This window comes from Sphaerisporangium sp. NPDC049002 (assembly GCF_040649355.1).
Taxonomy (GTDB): Bacteria; Actinomycetota; Actinomycetes; order Streptosporangiales; family Streptosporangiaceae; genus Sphaerisporangium.
In genome coordinates this window covers 1-19,653 of the sequence record NZ_JBEZFH010000142.1, presented here as the reverse complement: position 1 = coordinate 19,653, position 19,653 = coordinate 1, and the positions used below count along the sequence as shown (strand labels likewise).

Annotated in this window: 13 protein-coding genes; 6 read left to right on the top strand and 7 right to left on the bottom strand. The window is 72.0% G+C overall.

Going from position 1 to position 19,653, the window contains the following annotated elements; translation table 11 throughout:
- Window positions 1-435 precede the first annotated feature (435 nt).
- Both AB0B89_RS24880 and AB0B89_RS24875 read left to right on the top strand, forming a co-directional pair.
- A complete protein-coding gene (locus AB0B89_RS24880; RefSeq protein WP_358557327.1) occupies window positions 436-2,487 on the top strand; it encodes a hydantoinase/oxoprolinase family protein in 2,052 nt (683 codons plus the stop codon).
- Window positions 2,488-2,512: 25 nt separating this feature from the next.
- Window positions 2,513-4,189: a hydantoinase B/oxoprolinase family protein gene (locus AB0B89_RS24875; RefSeq protein ID WP_358557325.1), complete on the top strand. Its 1,677-nt coding sequence runs from the start codon at window positions 2,513-2,515 to the stop codon at window positions 4,187-4,189.
- An 80-nt stretch (window positions 4,190-4,269) separates the two neighbouring features.
- On the opposite strand, the gene AB0B89_RS24870 is transcribed toward AB0B89_RS24875, so the two are convergent.
- The 7 genes from AB0B89_RS24870 to AB0B89_RS24840 are packed head-to-tail and all read right to left on the bottom strand — an operon-like array spanning window position 4,270 to window position 12,315.
- Window positions 4,270-5,787 (bottom strand): helix-turn-helix domain-containing protein, encoded by a 1,518-nt coding sequence (locus AB0B89_RS24870; protein ID WP_358557322.1) that lies wholly within the window; start codon window positions 5,785-5,787, stop codon window positions 4,270-4,272.
- Entirely contained in the window at window positions 5,784-6,971 is a 1,188-nt protein-coding gene (locus AB0B89_RS24865) for a DUF917 domain-containing protein (protein WP_358557320.1), read from the bottom strand. The genes AB0B89_RS24870 and AB0B89_RS24865 overlap by 4 nt, the downstream gene beginning before the upstream one ends.
- A complete protein-coding gene (locus AB0B89_RS24860; RefSeq protein ID WP_358557317.1) occupies window positions 6,968-8,311 on the bottom strand; it encodes a hypothetical protein in 1,344 nt (447 codons plus the stop codon). Before AB0B89_RS24860 ends, AB0B89_RS24865 begins: the two co-directional genes overlap by 4 nt.
- Window positions 8,312-9,310, bottom strand: a complete 999-nt coding sequence (locus AB0B89_RS24855; protein WP_358557314.1) for an ABC transporter permease — start codon at window positions 9,308-9,310, stop codon at window positions 8,312-8,314.
- Window positions 9,307-10,893 carry a sugar ABC transporter ATP-binding protein gene (locus AB0B89_RS24850; protein WP_358557311.1) on the bottom strand — a complete coding sequence of 529 codons (1,587 nt, stop codon included), beginning with the start codon at window positions 10,891-10,893 and terminating at the stop codon, window positions 9,307-9,309. Before AB0B89_RS24850 ends, AB0B89_RS24855 begins: the two co-directional genes overlap by 4 nt.
- Before the next feature lie 28 nt (window positions 10,894-10,921).
- Complete coding sequence (locus tag AB0B89_RS24845) at window positions 10,922-11,974, bottom strand: sugar ABC transporter substrate-binding protein (RefSeq protein ID WP_358557308.1); 1,053 nt, start codon at window positions 11,972-11,974, stop codon at window positions 10,922-10,924.
- A complete protein-coding gene (locus tag AB0B89_RS24840) occupies window positions 11,971-12,315 on the bottom strand; it encodes an antibiotic biosynthesis monooxygenase family protein (RefSeq protein ID WP_358557305.1) in 345 nt (114 codons plus the stop codon). The genes AB0B89_RS24845 and AB0B89_RS24840 overlap by 4 nt, the downstream gene beginning before the upstream one ends.
- A gap of 278 nt (window positions 12,316-12,593) precedes the next feature.
- Here AB0B89_RS24840 and AB0B89_RS24835 point away from each other — a divergent pair, with 278 nt between their 5' ends.
- The 4 genes from AB0B89_RS24835 to AB0B89_RS24820 all read left to right on the top strand — a co-directional run bounded on the left by AB0B89_RS24835 (window position 12,594) and on the right by AB0B89_RS24820 (window position 19,449).
- The gene (locus AB0B89_RS24835) at window positions 12,594-14,681 is read left to right on the top strand and encodes a hydantoinase/oxoprolinase family protein (RefSeq protein ID WP_358557302.1); all 2,088 of its coding nucleotides are present in this window, start codon (window positions 12,594-12,596) and stop codon (window positions 14,679-14,681) included.
- Complete coding sequence (locus AB0B89_RS24830; RefSeq protein ID WP_358557299.1) at window positions 14,678-16,396, top strand: hydantoinase B/oxoprolinase family protein; 1,719 nt, start codon at window positions 14,678-14,680, stop codon at window positions 16,394-16,396. Before AB0B89_RS24835 ends, AB0B89_RS24830 begins: the two co-directional genes overlap by 4 nt.
- Window positions 16,397-16,447: 51 nt before the next feature.
- On the top strand, window positions 16,448-17,662 hold the full coding sequence (locus AB0B89_RS24825) for an amidohydrolase family protein (protein ID WP_358557296.1): 1,215 nt from the start codon (window positions 16,448-16,450) through the stop codon (window positions 17,660-17,662).
- Window positions 17,663-17,847: 185 nt separating this feature from the next.
- The gene (locus tag AB0B89_RS24820) at window positions 17,848-19,449 is read left to right on the top strand and encodes a cellulose binding domain-containing protein (RefSeq protein WP_358557294.1); all 1,602 of its coding nucleotides are present in this window, start codon (window positions 17,848-17,850) and stop codon (window positions 19,447-19,449) included.
- Window positions 19,450-19,653: the final 204 nt, after the last annotated feature.

Genomic DNA, 19,653 nt, shown 5'->3' with positions numbered 1-19,653 from the left:
GCTTGCCGTCGTCGCGCCCCCGAGTGATCGGCGAGGCGGGGCCGGTGCCGCGGGCTCACGGGGGGCCGGTGACGCGGGCTCACGGGGGGCCGGTGACGCGGGCTCAAGGGGGGCCGGTGACGCGGGCTCACGGGGGGCCGGTGACGCGGGCTCAAGGGGGGCCGGTGATCGCGGGCTCAGACGGGGGCCGCGCGAAGGCTCTCCACCTCCTCGGTGAAGACCCCTCGCACCTCCGGCACATCCGCCCGACCCGGTCCGACCGCGACGTCCATCGCCTACCTCCCCTGTTACGGCGCGCCCAGTTTCCCGCCGGACCTCAAGCCCTCGCAGGGCGCCTCGCACGGTGACCCGGCGATGTGGTGGTCGCCGTGCACATCCCGGGTGGCCGCGCCGGAGCTACGGTCACCGCTACGCCTTGCAGAGAGGAGCTCCTTGATGAGCCGTTTCCGGGTCTCCATGGACATCGGCGGCACATTCACCGACGTCATCGGCTACGACGAAGCCACCGGCCGTTATCAGGTGGGCAAATCGTCCACAACGCCGGAAGACCTGACCGAGGGAGTGCTGACAGCGCTGGAGTCCCTGGTGGACTCCCCAGGCGACATCTCGTTCACGGTGCACGGCACCACGCAGGGGCTCAACGCCTTCCTTGAGCGGCGCGGCGTGAAGGTGCTGCTGCTGTCCACCAAGGGCGCGGGGGACACCTACCACATCGCGCGCGGCCCGCGCACCCGGCTGTACGACCTGCACTTCCGCAAGCCGGCGCCGCTGGTCCCGCTGCGCGACATCGTCGAGGTCGGCGGCCGGTTCGACGCCGGCGGCACGGAGCTCGAACCTCTGGACGAGCAGGCCGTGCGGCAGGCGGCCCAGCGCTACCGCGACGGCGGGTTCGGCGCGATCGCGGTCGCCTATCTCTTCAGCTACCTGGATCCGGCGCACGAGCTGCGCACCCGCGAGATCCTGAGCGAGGAGCTCGGCGAGGACCTCACGATCTCGCTGTCGCACGAGGCCGCGAAGGAGTGGCGGGAGTACGAGCGCACCTCCTCGGCGGTCGTCGAGGCGTACACCGGCCCGGTGGTGCGACGCTACCTGGAGCGTCTGGAGACGAACCTGACGGAGCGGGGGCTCGCCGTACCGCTGCACGTCATGCAGTCCTCCGGGGGCATCCTCACCGCCGAGTCGGCCCGCCGCCGCCCGTTGCAGACGCTGCTGTCCGGCCCGGTCGGCGGCACCATGGGCGGGGTCGAGCTGGCCCGCGCGATCGGCCGGCCGAACCTCATCTGCGTGGACATGGGCGGCACGTCCTTCGACGTGTCGCTGGTCATCGACGGGCAGCCGGACATCTCACCGGAGGCCAAGATCGAGGGCCTCCCGATGCTGATGAGCGTGGTGAACATCCACACCATCGGAGCCGGCGGCGGCTCCGTCGCCTGGCTGGAGGCCGGCGGCCTGCGGGTGGGCCCCCGCTCGGCGGGCGCGACCCCCGGCCCCGCCTGCTACGGCCGCGGCGGCACCGAGCCGACCGTGACGGACGCCAACCTCGTCCTGGGCCGCATCGACCCGGAGTGGTTCGCCGGCGGCTCGCTCACGCTGGACACCGGCGCGGCCCGTACCGCTCTGGAAGGCCTGGCACAGGGCCTCGGCCTGGACACCGTGGCCATGGCCGAAGGCGTCTGCGACGTCGCCAACGCCAAGATGGCCCAGGCGATCAGGACCATCACCGTCTCGCGGGGCATCGAACCGCGCGACTTCACCCTGGTCGCCTTCGGCGGCGCCGGTCCGATGCACGCGGTCTTCCTCGCCAGGGAGCTCGGCATCGGCGAGGTCGTGGTGCCGCGCTTCCCGGGCGCGTTCTCCGCGTGGGGCATGCTGCAGACCGACATCCGCAAGGACGCCTCGGACACCTACTTCCACCTCGACGCCGACCTGGACACCGCCGACATGGCGGCCAGGCTCGCGGCGATGGCCGAGGCCGCCCTGAGCTCGCTGGCCGACGAGGGGGTGCCCGAGCCGAACCGCCGGGTGGAGTACGCGGTCGACATCCGTTACGCCGCTCAGGAGTACACCCTGACCGTGCCGCTCCTCGACGCGAGCGAGCCGGCCCGCGACGACTTCGTGGAGATCATCGCCAAGCGGTTCGGGCAGCAGCACGAGTCCCGTTACGGCCACGCGAACCTGGGCGCGCCGATCGAGTTCGTCACGCTGCGCACCACCGCGTTCGGCGACCTCGGCCGGGGCGCCGCCGAGCAGGTGGAGAGGGCCACGGAGACGGCGTTCCCGCACCGGCTCCGCGAGGTCGTGTTCGACGGCCAGAGCCGCTCGACCCCGCTCATCCGCCGTGAGGACCTGGCGGCCGGGCACGCGTTCGAGGGCCCGGCGATCATCGTGGAGGGCACGGCCACCACCGTGGTGCCCCCCGGCTTCTCGGTGTCGGTGGACCCCATCGGCTCCCTGGTGATCCGGACCAGCACGGACGGCACGCTGTGAGAAACGCTGTGAGACAGGAGGAATCGTGACCGACAACAGGACCGTCGACCCGGTCGTGGTAGAGATCATCCGCAACGCGCTCGCCGCCGCCGCCGACGACATGAACGCCACCCTCATCCGATCGGCCTACACCCCGATCATCTACGAGTGCGGCGACTGCGTCGTCGCGCTGCTGGACGACCGGCACCAGGTGCTGGGCCAGTCCGCCGGCCTGCCGATCTTCCTGGGCAACCTGGAGACCTGCACCAAGGCGACCGAGGAGCAGTTCGGCCGCGAGGTGTGGCAGCCGGGCGACGTGTGGATCCTCAACGACAGCTATCTCGGCGGCACCCACCTCAACGACGTCACCATCTTCGGGCCGGTCTTCGTCGACGAGGAACTGGTCGGCTTCACCGCCACCCGGGCGCACTGGATCGACGTGGGCTCCAAGGACCCGGGCGGGTCGATGGACTCGGTGAACATCTACCAGGAGGGCCTGCGGCTCGGCGCGCAGAAGCTGGTCGAGGGAGGCCGCGACGTCCCCGGGGTGATGAGCACGATCGCCACGAACGTGCGCTTCCCCTACCAGACCAGCGGCGACATGCACGCGATGATCGCCACCATCAAGATGGGCCAGGCACGCCTGGAGGAGATCGTCCGGCGCTTCGGCCTCGAAACGCTGCGCGCCGCCCGCGACGAGATCTTCGCCCAGACCGAGGCGCTGGAGCGCGAGGTCATCGCGGCCATCCCGGACGGGGTCTACACCGCGGAGGGTTGCCTCGACAACGACGGCATCGACCTCGGCACCACCATCCCGATCAAGCTCAGGATCACGGTCAGCGGTTCGGACATCGACTTCGACGTCACCGAGTCGGCCGACCAGACCACGGGGCCGATCAACTGCGGCACGTCCCAGACGGTGTCCGCCTGCCGGGTCGGGTACAAGCTGCTCGTCAGCCCGGACGTGCCCGGCAACGGCGGGTCCTTCCGCCCGATGACGGTCCAGGTGCGGGAGGGATCGGTCTTCGGCGCGGTGGCCCCGGCCGCCTGCCAGTGGTACTTCTCCCACCTGGGGCTGCTCATCGACATGGTGGCCAAGGCGCTCGCTCCGGCGATGCCGGGCAAGGTGGCGGGCGCCAGCCACGGCGACTCGATGATCGTGCTGCTGGCCGGCACCGACCCGCGGACCAGGCGCGACTACGTCAGCCTGGAGGCCACCCTCGGTGGCTGGGGCGCCTGGGACGGCTCGGACGGCGAGACCGCCCTGATCAACAACGTGAACGGCTCGCTCAAGGACATCCCGGTGGAGGTGTTCGAGACCCGCTACCCGTTCCGCATCAGCCGGTACGAGATCCGGCCGGACTCCGGCGGCTCCGGCCGCTTCCGCGGGGGCAACGGCGTGCTCCGGGAGTACACGGTGCTGCACGACTGCACGGTCTCACTGTGGTTCGAGCGGTCGTCGACCCCGGCGTGGGGCCTGTTCGGCGGGCACGACGCGGTCCCGCCGGAGATCGTCATCAACCCCGGCCGTCCCGACGAGCGGCGCATCCTCAAGTGCAACGGCCTGCGCCTGGCCGCCGGTGACGTGATCCGCTGCATGACCGGTGGCGGCGGCGGCTTCGGCGACCCGGCCGAGCGCGACGCCGAGGCCGTACGGACCGACGTGCTCGACGGCCACGTCTCCGCCGCGCGGGCGGCCGAGCTCTACGCGGTCTCCGTCTGAGCCCGGCATCCGATCCCGGTACGGCGGCGCGGGGCCTGACCCGCGCCGCCGTACCGGTCTCAACGGCATGTCCGGATGGCTCAGCTCAGCTCGGGCAGCAGCGCGTAGCAGGCGAGGTGGAGCGCGAGCCGCTGATCGGGGCGATCGGGATCGATGCCGCGCGCCCTGATGCGCTCGACCCGGCCGAGCACCGTGTTGCGGTGCACGCCGAGCCGGGCGGCGGCCTGGCTGGTGGAGTTCGCGCAGTCGAGCAGCGCGGCCAGCGTGGTCACCAGCACCGGCCCGTCCGGCGCCGAGAGCAGGTCGGCGAGCACCATCCGGGCGGATCCGACCAGCTCCGTCTGTGACAGCGAGGCGAGCAGCACCCGGAAGCCCAGCTCGTCGAACGAGCGCACCGTCCCGTGGCCGTCCCGCACCGTCACCCCGGCCGCGAGCATCGCCTGCGACAGCGACTCCCGCAGCCCTTCGGCCCCTTCGGCGACGCGGCCCACGCCCGCGCTCAGCGGGATCGGCGAGCGCATCCGGGCGAGGTGCCGCCGCAGCGCCGACGCCACCTGCTCCACCTCGATCTCCTCGCCGGTCCACCAGCTGGCCCAGCCGGCGTCCCACGGCACCAGAGGCAGGTCGTCGATGACCTCCTGCCAGGCCGAGATCACGCCGGGACCGGTGGCGGCGGTGTCCAGCGGGGTGCTCGACCGCAGGAAGACCGCGACGTGCCGCCCGCCGACGCGCCATCCGAGCGCCTCCCCCGGGACGGTCCGTTCCCGGTCACGGGTGCCCGGCTCCTCCTGCGCCGTCGGTGCGGGATCACGTCCGGCCGAGGCGAAGAGGGCACGGAGAGCCGCCCGGCCTCGCTCGGCATCGTGCACCGCGTCGACCCGCTCTCTGGCGACCGAGGCGGCCAGCGGCCCGCGGGCCAGGCGCAGGATGAGGAGCACGGTTTCGGCCCAGGTGGGAGAGGAAGGGCCGGCCGTGGCGGCGACCAGCTCGGCCCAGCGACGCCCGTCCGGGCCCGGCACGTCCACCTGGACGCGGTGCTCGGCCCGGTCGGCGGACGCCTGGCCGGCGAGCACGTGACCGTCCGGAGCCACCAGCGCGGCCGTCACGCCGGGAACCTCCGAGTTGATCACTCCGACGATGCCCCGGGCGTTGCTCCGTTCGGCGAACAGCTCCGCGCAGCGCGCCGCGAGGCGGGCGCGGGCGGCCTCGGGGCTGGCGATGGCCGCGGCCAGGTCCAGGGCGCAGGCGGCGGTGTCCCCGTTCACGACGAACACCGGCAGCCGCATCCGCCGGGCGAGCTGGGCGGTGGCCTGGTCCAGCCCGACGACGGCGGGGCTGACCAGGCAGGCGGCACTGCGCTCCCAGGCCAGGCGCAGCGCCGACTCGACCGCCCACGCCCCCTGCGCCAGCCCGCCGGAGAGGACCACGGCGGTACCGGGCCCGCAGTGGCGGACCTGGTCGAGATCGGAGATGAGCGCCACCCGTGACACCGGCCGGGCGAGGTTCTCCCCGACCAGCATCTGGGCGTGGCCGAGCGGCCCGTACCTGACCAGCTCGTCCACGGTCAGCTGCTCGGCGGGGCGTCCGGCGCGCTTCATCGGCCCTCCTGGCGCGGGTGGCGCAGAGGGAAGCCGAAGGCTCCCGGCCCGCCGAGGCCGAGCCCGTGGACGGTGTGCCATACGGGCGCGGCCGGCACGCACAGCACGTCCACCTGGTCACCGACGGTGAGCCGTTCCGGCCCGGTCATCCGCAGCGTGCCCCGGTCGAGCAGGCAGAGCAGGTCGGGAACGGCCGCGGTGAGCGCGCCGTCGGCGAGGGCGAGCACCAGCTCGTTGTGCGCCTCCAGCCGGATCAGGCGGCCGCTGTCGTGGTCGTGGACCACCATGCTCATCGGGTTGCCCGGATAGACGGTTCCGGCCTGCCGCACAGAAGGGCCGAGCTCCACCACCCGGCCGCCGCCCAGGACCGTCGCGCCGGTCGCCGCCGCGAGGTCACGGAGCAGGCGTTCGTGCGGCGCGGTGCCGCTCGCCGGCCACCCGCCGTCGCCGGGGCGCCCGTACCGGGGCGGTGCGGAGCCGCCGCCACCGGCGGACTCCCGCGCCGTCCTGCCGTCGGAGGTGTGCTCGCGCAGCAGCCGGCCGACCTCCAGCGTGCGGCTCACCGAGCCGTGGATGGCGGCCTCGTGCAACCGTCCCACCTGCGTGGGGTACATCCCGCACAGCAGCCACCCGCCGGCGGCCTGGGCGATCGACCTGGCGATCCGCTCGGCGCGGGCCGAGCCGGTGTCCAGCAGCAGCGAGTCGTTGCCGGCGCTGACGACCGCGAGCGGGCTGAGCGAGAGGCCCGCCAGCTCGTAGGTGGTCTGGTGGATCAGCGGGAACACCCGGCCCATGCCGTCGCAGTCGATCAGCGGCAGGCCGAGCACCGCGGCGGCGGCCACCGGGTGCAGCGCGTTCACGCTGGCCGCGTTGAGCGGCATGATGGCGCCCAGCGGGGCGCCGAACCGCCCGGCCAGGCTGCGTGCCAGGGCCACGGGTTCCTCCCCGGAGGGCGGCAGCTCGGCCATGGCGACGGTCGAGCCCATCGCGCCGACCGCCGCGCACGGCGTGCCCGGGTCGAGCTCGCCGGCCGTGACCAGCTCCACGGGCCCCGTCCGCGCGAGGATGTCCTCCAGCCAGAAGCCCGCGAACTCGATGCCCTCGCCCGCGGCGCTGGCCGAGAAGAACTCCGCCCCCGCCAGCAGGGCCGGGACGTCCGCCACGGTGATGGAGCGGCCGGTCACGCGTCGTCCTCCGCCCGGCCGCCCGCGCGTACCACCAGCCGGTAGGAGCCGCTGCGCAGGAACGACAGCGACATGGCGCGGGAGCTGACCACGCGCTCGCTGCCGAGCCGCGCGCCGCTCTCGGCCACCAGGGTGAGCGCCCGCTGCTCCGCGGCGGCCTGCTTGCGGGCCAGCACCTCGGAGGTCTCGGCGTACAGTACAGTGTCGAGCCAGGCGCTCGGCTCCGTGCCCGCCGCGCCGATGGCGGCCAGCTCGGCCGACGGCTCCACCAGCACCGACGCCGACGGCAGCCGGGCCGCGGCGGCCCGCGCCCGGTCGGTGGCGTCCCCGTCGCGGGGGTCCCCGTCCGGGCCCGTATCGGCGACGGCGATGACCGCGGTGTGCTGGTCGTGCTCGGCCAGCAGGGCGAAGGCCGACGCCGTGGCCGTGTGCGAGCCGCGGATCGGGGTCAGCGACGCCTGGGGAACGGCCATCCGCACCCCACCCGGACCGGGCCGGTCGGTCGCCACGTCCGGGAGGCCGTCGCGGACGTGGCCCACGGCGAGCCCGTCGGGCCCGGCCAGCCCCACGACCGCGTCGTCCACTCCGGCCAGCCGCGCGGCGCCGGTCAGGGCGGCGGCGCCGGTGGCCGACAGCCCCAGCACCGGCAGCAGCCGCAGCCGCTCGGCGGAGATCCTGCCGCCGTCCCCGGCCACGAACCAGGCCGACGTCGAGCCTCCGAGCCGGCCCGAGATCACGACGCAGCGCTCGACCACCTGCTCGGCGCGGCTCAGCAGCGCGGCGTTGATCACCGTCGCGGCCTCGCGCTCCAGCAGGCCAAGGCCTCCGACCTGGTGCGAGAGCGAGACCCTGAGCTGGGGAAAGGCCTCACGGACCAGCTCGGCCGCGGCGAGCTCGTGGTCGGGGCATCCGAGAGCCCCCGTGGCCGTCAGCGCCAGCGCGCTCATCCCCTCCGCCCGCGCCGCCGCCGCGGTGCGGAGCACCTCGTAGATGTCCAGCGTGGCGAGCTCGACCCCGAACAGGTCGTGCCCTCCGACCACCGCGGCCCGGTGCCCGGCCAATGCCAGGAGCAGGGGAGAGGGATGCCCGCTGCCGACCGGCGGGCGCGGCATGACCCGCAGGGACGCCACCGGCGAACCGGCGGTGGCCGGGTCGAGCTCGGCGGAGACGTCCCAGGTCACCGACCGGACCGGCGTGCCCTCTGCGAGGCCACGGAGCATGCGCGAGAGCGTGCGGTCGTCGCCGGAGCCGCACGCGGCGTGGCGGATGTCACCGGCGCCGACAAGAGCGGCCCGAGCTTGGCCGGCACCCAGCCGGACCCCGATGCGCGCGCCAGCCACCTAACTCCTTCGGCCTCGCAGCAGCCGGTCGAAGCTGACCGCTCCGAGGATCAGCGCACCCTGCACGACCTGCTGATATATGGTATCCCAGCCCAGCAGGTTGAATCCGTTGCCGATCAAGGTGATGAGGAGCACGCCGATCAGCCCGCGCCAGATCGCGCCCTCGCCGCCGAGCACGCTGGTGCCGCCAACCACCGCCGCCGCGATCGCGGTGAGCTCCATGCCCGTGGCCATGCCCGCCTGCGCCGACCCGCCGCGGGAGGCCAGGATGAGTCCCGCCAGCGCCGCGCACACGCCACTGATCGCGAAGACCGCCACCCGCACCGCGCCGACCCGGATGCCGGACAGGCGCGCGGCCTCCTCGTTGCCGCCGACGGCGTAGATGCGCCGGCCGAAGGTGGTGCGCGCGAGCACCACCCAGCAGACCGCCGCGACCAGCAGGAACAACAGCGAGGCCGCGGTGATCCCGCCGAGCACGGTCGGCCAGCCGAGCGCCTGGAAGGACGCGAGCCTGCTCTCCTGCGGGTACACGATGGCGCCGGCCGTCAGGATCACGGCCAGCCCCCGGTACATGATGCTGAGGGCGAGCGTGGCGATGAACGAGTGGACCTTGACGGAGATCACGACCAGGCCGTTGATCGCGCCGAGCACGCCGCCGGTCAGCACCCCGGCGGCCATGCCCGCCGGCACCCCGGCATGCGTGGTGACCACCACGGCGACGATCGCCGCGACGGCGAGCACGGCGGTGATCGACAGGTCGAAGGCACCCGAGATGATGACGAGGGTGGCGGCGCAGGCCAGCAGCCCGATCACCGCCGCCTGGTCGAGCAGGTTGACCAGGTTGCCGGTGGTCATGAAGGTCTGGGTGGTCAGCGACAGCGCGACCACGATCACCACCACGGTCAGCACGATGCCGAAGTCGTGCAGCCTGGTGAACCTGCTGGCCGTGGCCCGTGCGGCCGCCTCGGGCGGGGCCTCCGTGTCAGCCATGGTGGTCATTCGTGCTCCTCCGTGCTGTTACGGCTTGATTCTGGGTAGTTCGTCGGGTCAGCTGAGCGGGTCGGCCCGGGGGCGGCTCCGGTGGGGAGGTCGTCGGCGAAAGCCATCGAGAGCACCTGCTCACGGGTCGCCTCGCCCCGGGCGAACTCGGCGACGAGCCGGCCGTGCCGCATCACCAGCACCCGGTGTGACAGCCCCATGACCTCCTCGACCTCCGAGGACACCATGAGGACCGCCATGCCCCCGGCGGCGAGGTCGACGAGGAGCCGGTGGATCTGGCTCTTGGCAGCCACGTCCACGCCGCGGGTCGGCTCGTCCACCAGCAGCACCGCGGGCTTCTCCAGCAGCCACTTGCCGAAGAGCACCTTCTGCTGGTTGCCGCCCGACAGCGTCCAGACGGGCCCGCCGAGGTCCGAGCCCCGCACGTCCAGGTCGCGGAGCATGGACCCGGCCGCCGGCCTCTCGGACCCGCCCCTGACGAAACCGGCGAGCTGCCTGGAGCTCAGGCTGGCCAGCGCGATGTTCTCGCGGACCGAGCGGTCCAGCACCAGCCCCTGCTCCTTGCGGGACTCCGGGACCATCGCCAGGCCGGCGCGCATGGCCCGCGACGGCGAGCCGGGAGGCACCGGGTCGCCGTCCACCTCGACGGCGCCGCCGTCGCGCGGGTCGGCGCCGAAGATCGCGCGCAGCGTCTCCGACCTGCCGCTGCCGACCAGCCCCGCCACCCCCACGATCTCCCCGGCCCTTATCTCCATCGACACGCCGCGCACCGCCGTGCCGCGTCGCAGGTCGCGGACGCTGAGCACCACCGGGGCGGCGTCCTTCACCGGGGCCGGCTCGGGGTAGAACAGTTCGAGCGGCCGGCCGACCATGTGCCGCACCAGGCTGCCGGGCGTCTGCGAGGCGGCCGGTCCGGTGACCACATGGCGGCCGTCGCGCAGCACGGTGACGTCGTCGCAGACCGACAGCACCTCCTCCAGGAAGTGCGAGATCAGCACCACGGCGGTGCCGTCGGCCGCGAGCTGCCTGATGACGGCCATCAGCCGGTCGGTCTCGGTCTGGGTGAGCAGCGCCGTGGGCTCGTCCATGCCGATCACCGATGCTCCGGACGCCAGCGCCCGGAGGATCTCCACCTGTTGCTGCGCGGCGAGCGGCAGGTCACGCACCAGGGCCGAGGGGTCGAGATCGAACCCGGTGCGCTCGATCAGCCGGGCCAGCGTCCTGCCGTCCTCGCGGCCGGTCCGCCAGCCGAGCCGGTTGCGCCACCGGCCGAGGTGGACGTTGTCCAGAACGGTCATGGCCGGCACCAGGGCGAGCTCCTGGGAGATGAGCGCGAACCCGTGCCGCAGCGCGTCCCGGGGGGAGCCGACCGAGATCGGCTCGCCGTCCAGCAAGATGCGCCCGGTGTCCGGAGCCACCGCTCCGCACACCGCCTTGAGCAACGTCGACTTGCCGGCGCCGTTCTCGCCGAGCAGCCCGTGCACCCGTCCCCCGTACAGGGTGAACGACACATCGCGCAGCACGGGCACGCCGCCGTAAGCCTTGCCGAACCCTTCCAGGTCGATCCTGACCGGCTGGGACATCGGGTGACCCCCTTCCGTGCCGCTCCTGCTATTCGTCGTACTCGCCCTGGACGCCGGCGAGCACGTCCTTGGTGCCCTTGCCCTCACCGGGGGCCAGGTCGGTCGAGCTGTTGGTCGTCGTCACTTCCTGGCCGCGCGCCTTGGCGAGACCGAGCTCGGCGGCCTTGGCGCCGGCGGACTTCTCCGGCAGGTAGTAGGTCGCGAACCAGCGGCCGTCCTGCACGGCCCGCACCGCCTGGCGGGAGCCGCCGTTGCCGATCAGCAGCACATCCTTGCCCTTGAGTACGGCCTCGGCGCCCGCGACGGCCTGGGAGGAGCCGATGACGACGTCGACGCCCGGGTGCGACTGGAGCACGTCCTGCGTCGCCTTGCGTCCGCTCTCCTTGGTGTAGCCGCCCTCGACCCGGGCGACCAGCTTCACGCCGGCTGCGGCCTCCAGGGCCTTGACGGCGGCGTCGGTGCGCGCGTTGTCCAGCGGGAGCGACTTGAAGCCCTCCAGGTACGCGACCTCGCACGGGTCGAGCTTCTTGCTCTCGCAGGCGGCCACGCCGAGCTCGCCCAGCTTGCGGCCGTTGTCCACCGGAACGTCCAGTAGCGTGATCACGCCGGGCACCTGCGACTCGGCGGTGTCATAGCGGGTGCCCACCGGGGTGAACTCGGCCACCACGGTGATCCCGGCCGCCACCGCCTGCTTGACCGCGGGCACCACGGCCGCGCCGTCGTTGGCCTGCACGACGAACACGTCGAAGCGCTTGGACGTCACCGCGTCCTGGATCTGCTGCACCTGGGCCTGGGCGTCGAAGTTGGGGTCGAAGAACTCGGCCTCCGCGTCGTTGGCCTTGGCGTACTCCTCGATGCCCGCCCAGGTGGCCGCGGCGAACGAGTTGGCACGCGCGAACCCGAAGAAGGCGATGCGCTTGTGCCCGGCGTTCGAAGCGGCCGATGAGTCCGCGGAAGCCGTGCCCGTCGCCGTGGTGTCCGATTCCGGCGCGACGCAGGCGGTGCTCAGCGCGAGCACCCCGGCCACGACACCGAGGGCGAGTCCCTTTTTCTTGATGTGCATGTGCATCCCGCTTCTCATTGAGCCGCTTCCTCGTCACCGGTCTCGTCGCCGGCCGCCGCCACGATCGTGTAGAGCCCGCCGCCCTGGTCGGCGCGGGGGCCGCCGTCGAGCAGGTCGCCCAGCTCTCCGGTGATCCGCTGGCGCCAGGGGTCGCCGAGCCACTGCTGGTAGTCGGACTCGCCGGTCCACGTAGCGGTGACCAGGTACGGCCCGCCCGGCTCGGCGGGGCGATGCAACGCGGCCCCGTGACAGCCCGGCAGGGACAGCGCCCGGTTGAGCACACCGTGGCGGGCGTAGAACTCCTCCAGGTCGCCCTCCTTGCCGGGGAGCGGTCTGAGGTAGAGAACACTGCGGATCATGTGTTCCTCCGAACGGATTGGACGGTGGCCGCCCGTCGATGCCCGACGACGTGGCAGAAACTGTAGAAACCGGTCCAGCCCTCCCCTGGGCGTCCCGCACAGTGCGGGACGCCGCCGCTGTGGGGCGCGCCGCACCCCACCTGAACAGGCGAAGTCAGGCTGTGCGTGGTCGTTCGCGGCCACCGCGGCCCAGGACACCCGGGAAACCTCGCAGGTCATCCCGAGGCCCGCCGAGACCGCGCCGGACACGGGCGTCCCGGACAGGAAGGAAGCCAATGATGGACAAGGCGAGCAGGCTGGCGATCGACGTCGGAGGGACGTTCACCGATGTCGTCGAGCTGATCCCCGAAACGGGTGAACTCCGCTTCGACAAGGTGCCCACGACGCCCGAAGCGCCGACGAAGGGCGTGATGAGCGCCTTCGGAGTGGCACGGGCGCCCATGACGGACATCGGGATGTTCACCCATGGGACGACCCTCGGGCTGAACGCGCTGCTGACGCGCACCGGCGCGCGTACCGCGGTGATCGGCACCAGGGGCTTCCGCGACGTCTACCTTCTCGGGCGCACCGACCGCAGGACCAACTACGACATCACCTACCGCAAGCCCCCGGCGCTCCTCGAACGTCACGACACCTTCGAGGTGACCGAGCGGAGCCGCTTCGACGGCACCGTGCACACCCCCTTCGACGTCGACGACGCGCGCCGCGTGGCGGCCGTCGTCGCCGCGCGCGGGTACCAGTCGGTGGCCGTCGCCTTCCTGCACTCCTACGCCAACCCCGGCCACGAGCTGCGGATGCGGGAGATGCTCGCCGAGGTCGCGCCCGGCGTGGCGGTCACGCTGTCGCACGAACTGTCGCGCGAGTACCGGGAGTACGAGCGCACCAGCACCGCCGTCCTGGACGCCTACGTCAAGCCCATCGTGCGCCACTACCTGCACACGCTGGAGGGAGAGCTCGCCTCGGGCGGGTTCGGCGGGCGCTTCCTCATGACGCGCTCAGGCGGCGGGGCGATGACCGCGAGCTCGGCGCGGGAGCAGCCGGTGAGCCTGATCCTGTCCGGCCCGGCCGGCGGCGTCATCGGCGCGGCGGCCCTGTCGAAGATCCTGGACCGGCCGAATCTGATCACGATCGACATGGGCGGGACCAGCCTCGACGCGTCCTTGATCCTCGACTACGAGCCCGTCCTGTACCAGGGGGCCGAGTTCGAGCAGATGCCCATCAACACCCCGTCGCTGTACATCCACACCATCGGCGCGGGCGGCGGCTCGATCGCGTGGCTGGACGAGGCCGGCGCGCTGCAGGTCGGGCCGCAGAGCGCGGGCGCCGTGCCCGGGCCGGCGTGCTACGGCCGGGGCGGTATGGCGCCCACCTTCACCGACGCCGCCCTGGCACTGGGCTACCTCGGCGGCGGCACGCCGCTGGGCGGCAAGCTCACCCTGGACGCCGCCCTGGCCGACAAGGCGCTCCAGCCGATCGCCGGCGAGCTGGGCATGACCGTCAAGGCGCTCGCCCGGGGCATCGTCCGCATCTCCAACACCAAGATCATGGGCGCGGTGCGGGCGATCACCGTCGAGCTGGGCCGTGACCCGAAGGACTTCGCCCTGCTGTCCTTCGGCGGCGGCGGAGGGCTGGTGGCCGTCGAGGTGGCGCGCGAGCTGGGCATTCCCACCGTCATCGTCCCGCCGGGCCAGGGCGCCTTCTCCGCCTTCGGGATGCTGATGGCCGACGTGCAGCACGACTTCGCCCGCACCTCGGTATCGCCGCTGGACGGGCTGGACCCCTCGGCCGTGGAGGCCTCCTACGGTGAGATGGAACGCGAGGCCCTGGCGCAACTGGCGGGCGAGGGGTTCGACGAGCGGAGCGTGACCCTCGCCCGGTCGCTGGACGTCCGGTACGCGGGCCAGGAGCACTCGGTGACCGTGGCCTTCCCCGCGAGCGCCGACGACATGGTCACCCGGGTCGCGGAGAGCTTCGCCAGGCTGCACGAGCGGCAGTACGGGCACACGATGGGCGACCCGGTCGAGGTCACGACGCTTCGCCTTCGGGCCACGGGATCGGTGGACAAACCCGCGCTGCCACTGGTGGCGCGGCGGGAGTCCGGCTCGCTTTCGGCCGAGGGCACCCGCGCCGTCCACCTGTCGGCGGACCGGCCGGCCGCCGGCTACGCCCTCTACACCCGCGAGTCGCTGCTGGCCGGCGACGCCATCGAGGGCCCCGCGGTGATCGCCGAGCACACGGCCACCTCCGTCATCCACGCAGGGGACGGCCTCAAGGTCGGGCCGTACGGCGAACTGGTCATCTCCGTCGCCCCGGGAACCGTCGCCCCGGGAACCGTCGCCTCCGGAACCAAGGAGTTCAACCGATGAACGACTCCATCACCACAGAGATCATCCGGCACGGGCTGCTCGCCGCGGCGGAGGAGATGGCCCGCAACCTGTGCCGCACGGCGTACAACACCGTGGTGTACGAGATCCACGACTACGGCATCGGCATCCACGACGCCAAGGGGGACGTCGTCGCGGACGCGCCCGGCATCGCGGTGTTCACCCGGGGGAACGACCACGGCATCAAGAAGGCCGTGGAGTTCCTCGGCGAGGACGGCCTGCTGCCCGGCGACGTCGTCATCCTCAACTACCCGTACTGGTCCTCCGCCCACACGCTGGACCCGCTGGTCTTCGCCCCCATCCATCACCAGGACGAGCTCATCGGCTTCGCCTCCTGCCGGATCCACGTGCTCGACCTGAAGCAGAAGGACCCGGGATACGTCCTGGACTCCACGGACATGTCGCAGGAGGGGCTCTTCTTCCCGGCCACCAAGCTCTACCGGGGCGGGGTCCAGAACGACGACATCTTCAACATCATCCGCTTCAACAGCCGGATGCCGGAGCGGACCATCGGCGACATCCAGGCGCAGGTCTCCGCCTGCGTCACCGGCGTCCGCCGCACCCAGGAGATCGCGGCCAAGTACGGCGCCGAGACCCTCCTCGGCGCGATGGACGCGATCAACGACCACGGTGAGAAGCTCGCCCGTCTGGCCCTGGCCAAGCTCCCCAAGGGAACCTGGACCGCCCACGACTTCGTCGACAACGACGGTGTCGACCTCGACCGCCTGATCAAGATGCAGGTCACGGTCACGATCACCGACGACGAGATGGTCATCGACTGGACCGGCAGCGACCGTGACGTGAGGGGGCCCGTCAACCTTCCCGTGGGCCAGACCGAGGCCTTCTGCAGCCTCATCTTCAAGGCGCTGACGACCCCCGACACCTCGGTGGTGGCCGGGAACTTCCGGCCGATGCGCGTCGTCACCGAACCCGGATCCGTGATGCACGCGGTGCCGCCCATGCCGACCTTCACCCTGTGGACCGGGCTGCTCGGCGGCGAGGTCGTGCTGAAGGCGCTCGCGCAGGGCATGCCGGACCGGGTGCCCGCATGCTCCGGTGGCGACGTCAGCTCGATGATGGGCCTCGGGGTCAACCCCCGCAACGGCGAGGCATGGCTGGAGGCGACCAACGAGGCGGTCGGGTTCGGCGGGCACGCCCGGGGCGACGGCGAGGACGGGATCATGCACCTGTCCGAGCCCGGATGCCGCAACAACCCCGTCGAGATCCTCGAGACCAAGTCGCCGATGTTCATCGAGTCCTACGGCTACCGGCCGGACACCGGAGGCGCGGGCCGGCACCGCGGCGGCGTCGGCGTCGGGCGGACGTACCGGTTCACCGCGCCGTCCACCGGCATCTGCCTGGTCTACAAGACCAGGACCAAGCCGTGGCCGATCGGGGACGGGCGGCCGGGGGAGAACAACCACATCGTGCTCAACCCCGGCACCGACCGCGAGGTGACGCAGGGCGGCAGCTACAACCGCCTGGCGGCCGGTGACGTGCTGGTCAACAACACCGGCGGTGGCGGCGGGTACGGTGACCCGTTCGAGCGCGAGCCGGAGCGGGTCGCCAAGGACGTGCGCAACGGCTTCGTGACCGCGGCCGCGGCCGCCCGCGACTACGGTGTCGTGGTGGATCCGGACACCTTCCAGGTCGACCTCGACGCGACCGCGGGGCTCCGGGGCGGGGCGACCGTATGATCCAAATCGTCGCGGCGAGCCCTCGTGGCGCCGCCGGAAAGGGGTGCTGAAATGGGTTCCTCGCTCGCGGGAGACCTGACCATCGTCAACGCCGCCGTCTTCGACGGCCGGTCGGCCGAGCTCTCGGACGGCCCTGTGCACATCTCCGGCGGCATCGTCGTCCAGGTCGGCGGCGCCGCGCCGGCCGCGCAGCGGGTGGTCGACGCGCGGGGTGGCACGGTCATCCCCGGTCTCATCGACGCCCACTTCCACGCCTACGGCGTCTCACTGAGCCTGCTGGAGATCGAGTCGGCCCCGCTGAGCTACCTCGCGCTGGCCGGGGCCCGCAGGCTCGGCGCCGCGCTCGGCCGGGGGTTCACGACCGTGCGAGACGTCGCCGGAGGGGACCCTGGACTGGCGAAGGCCATCGCCCAGGGCCTGATCCGTTCGCCCCGCTACCTGTACACGGGGCCGGCCCTGACCCAGACCGGCGGGCACGGCGATCCCCGCCCGGGTGACCAGGACCTGTGTGCCTGCGGGAGCCACACCGGAGAGATCGTGGACGGCGTGGACCCGCTGCGCCGGGCCGTACGCGACCGCTTCCGGCGGGGCGCCCACGCCATCAAGATCATGACTTCTGGCGGGGTGGTCTCGCTGACCGACCCGATCCGGGTTCCGCAGTACTCGCCCGAGGAGGTTCGCGCGGTCACCGGGGAGGCGTCGCGCCGGGGCAGTTACGTGGCGGCCCACGCCTACTCGCCCGAGGCGATCGCGCACTCGGTCGAGAACGGCGTGCGCTCGATCGAGCACGGCAACCTCCTCGACCGGCCGGCCGCGAAGCTGATGGCCGGGCACGGCGCCTTCCTGGTGCCCACCCTCGCGACGTACGACGCGATGGACAGGCGAGGTGCGGACCTCGGGCTGGGCCCGATCCCCCGGGCCAAGAACGCCGAGGTGCTGGAGTCCGGGCGCCGGGCGGTCGAGATCGCGAGGGCCGAGGGGGTGCGCATCGGCTTCGGCACCGACCTCATGGGCGCGCTCGACGACGAGCAGCTCAACGGGCTCCGGCTCCAGGTCGAGGTCGAGGGCGCCCTGGAGGCGCTGCGGTCGGCCACGTCCGTGAACGCCGACCTCATCGGCCGCCCGGACCTCGGCCGCATCGAGCCGGGCGCCGTCGCGGACCTGGTGATCCTGGACGGCGACCCGTTCGGCGACCCGTCGGTCCTGTGGGCGGGCCCCGAGCGCCGCACGGTCATCCAGGCGGGCAGAGTGACAGCGGCGTCCTGAACCCGCCGCCGGGCGGCGCCCGCCGGTTTCCGTGGTGAACGTTTCACGGGTTCCAGCGGGCTCCGTCCGGCCGTGCGCAGGTGGGGCCGGTGGTCCGACGGGGTCGTGGCGCCTGCGGTTGCGGTGGGGCGAAGGGCGTGATCTTTATGGGAGCGCTCCCACTCGCCGCCGTGGCAAGGAACATCATGAGACGACGGATCCGACCGGTATATCTGCTGCTGTCACTGGTGCTGGCCATCGCCGCCGGCACCGTCACGCTCACCCTCTCCGGCGCCAACGCGGCGATCTCGGGGTTCGTGCAGCGCTGCGGCGTCCACTTCTGCCTCAACGGCAAGCCGTACTACTTCGCCGGGACGAACACCTACGACGTGTTCACCTACGGCGGCAGCTACGGGGACACCGAGACGCAGTACATGGACAAGGCGCGCATAGACGCCCACATGGCCGAGTTGCAGGCCGACAAGGTGAGCGTGCTGCGGCTGTGGATGTTCAGCCACGAGAGCTGGCACGGGTTCGAGACCGCCAAGGGCGTCTACAACGACCAGCAGTTCGCGCTCTTCGACTACGTCATCCAGTCGGCCAAGGCGCACGACATCCGCCTCATCCCGGTGTTCGAGAACTACTGGGAGGCCTACGGCGGCATCGACACCCGGCTCAAGTGGGAGGGACTGAACGGCGGGCACCCCGGCCGGGCCGTCTTCTTCGACAAGGCCAAGTGCCCGGGCTGCTTCACCCAGTACAAGAACTATGTCAACTACGCGCTCAACCGGACCAACCACTACAGCGGCGTGAAGTACAAGGACGAGCCGGGCATCTTCGCCTGGGAGCTCATGAACGAGCCGCGCTACCAGGACGTCAGCGCCGACGAGAACAAGAGCGGCGCCACCCTGCGCAAGTGGGTCGACGAGATGGCCTCCTACGTCAAGGGCATCGACTCCAACCACATGGTCGGCACCGGGCTGGAAGGGCACGAGTCGAGATACGGCTTCGGCGGCGACGAGGGCAACCCGTTCGTCTACATCCACCAGTCGCCGTACGTCGACTTCACCTCCGCGCACCCCTATCCGAACGCGAGCTGGGCCAACCTGACCCTCGACCAGACCAAGACCCTGATCGGCCGGTGGATCTCCGACTCGCACGACGTGGTCGGCAAGCCGTTCTTCCTGGGGGAGTTCAACACCGAGGGCAACGCCGACCGGGTGACCTGGTGGAACGCGCTCTACGCCGACTTCGAGGCCAGGGACGGGGACGGCTCGGCCTTCTGGTGGTATCCGGACAAGAACGCCGGGGGCGACCCGCACAGCGTGAAGAGCGGCGACCCGGCGCTGGCGGTGTTCCGCGCGCACTCGGCCCGGATGACGGCCAAGAGCGGCGGCTCCACCTCCCCTTCGCCCACCCCGACCCCGACGCCCACGCCCACTCCGACACGGACCCCCACCCCCACTCCCACGCCGACCGTCTCGCCCGGTGGTTGCTCGGTGGTCTACAAGCTCAACGACTGGGGGAGCGGGTTCACCGCCGACGTGACCCTCACCAACGGCGGGAGCGCGGCGATCAACGGCTGGACCCTGGCGTTCGCCTTCACCGGCACCCAGAAGATCACGAACACCTGGAACGGCGTCACCACGCAGTCCGGAGCCCAGGTCACGGTGAAGAACGCGGACTGGAACGGCACGATCGGCGCGAACGGCGGCACGGCGAGCTTCGGCTTCCAGGCCACCTACACCGGCACCAACGCCGTACCGGCCACCTTCACCCTCAACGGCACCACCTGCGCGAAGAAGTGACCCACCTCTGCGCAGGTCTTGGAGCTGGTGAAGGCACCTACCGGGCTGACCGCTGATGGCCCGTGCTCGTCCAGCATGTGCGAGAGCGGGAATGTTCGACGGCCCACCCGTGGTCACGTCCAGCGGAGTGGTGTATGAGTTGATCTCTGCGTGATCCTGTTTCTGCAGGTTAAGCGGTTAGTGTCTGCGGCTTCGGGTTTTGCT